Here is an 815-nt window from a genome sequence, read left to right as displayed (position 1 = left end):
TATTGTGTCTTGGGGATCAGGAAAATCTTCTGCGACTAGTGAATACAAATATCGATAATAGTCGTCTAACTGTTCATCGGTTGCATCTTTTGGTAATGGCTGCAGTTTATTAATGGCTTTCAATAGTTCAGACTTCTGTTGATCATCCCAAGAGAACATAGCGAATTCTCCTGAAGTTTGATGAATTATATCAGAAGCATTAATCGGTACATTAGGTAAGTTATTAAATTCTATACTAGGTACTTGCAAAGTTGCTTTATCTTTTTGATCATTCTTTTTTTCTTTTTTATCATGTACATCAATCGGTTCATTTTCAGTTTCATCGTGTTTTTCTGCTTGATCTTCGACCGTTTTTTGTGCAACGTCTTTAGGTTGGTCTTCATTTGAACAACCGACAAGAAAAAGTATCAAAGCAAAATAGATGATTGTAAATTTCACTTTCATAGACAAGCTCCTAATATTCTATTAAAATTTACTCGCTCGTTTGTCTATCATATTTTTCCTGAATAGATGCTTTCATCTCTTCTACTGTTTCAACACTCACTTTTTTAAGCTCTTTTTCTAAATTAATCTTGGATTTTGACAACAGCTTATCCGTTTTATTTCGCTTTATTTCAATTTTTTCTTTTTGGTTTAAAGTAATAATGTTTTCTTTATAAGCTATACTCAGCAAAGAAGACATATTAACAAATTGTTTGGTTGTTTTAAATCCCCATTCATTAGAAAAAGCCAAAATATCAAAGTTGTTTTCAACCTTACTATAGTCAGCATCATCCAAAGCGTCTTCTTTCCAATCTTCCCATGCTTCAAGAACT

Annotated in this window: 2 protein-coding genes; both read right to left on the bottom strand. The window is 31.9% G+C overall.

What is annotated here, in order from left to right; all coding sequences use genetic code 11:
- Nucleotides 1–444: hypothetical protein (locus HPC67_RS15635; RefSeq protein WP_425514328.1), on the bottom strand; the 444-nt coding region annotated here is incomplete at its 3' end.
- A 28-nt stretch (nucleotides 445–472) separates the two neighbouring features.
- The coding region (locus HPC67_RS15630; RefSeq protein WP_217589834.1) for a hypothetical protein at nucleotides 473–815 on the bottom strand (343 nt) is incomplete at its 5' end.

Source organism: Lentibacillus saliphilus, from assembly GCF_019093865.1.
In the GTDB taxonomy this organism is placed as follows: domain Bacteria; phylum Bacillota; class Bacilli; order Bacillales; family Amphibacillaceae; genus Lentibacillus_B; species Lentibacillus_B saliphilus.
The sequence above is the reverse complement of the archived record's forward strand: the minus strand, read 5'-3'. Positions and strand labels throughout refer to the sequence as shown.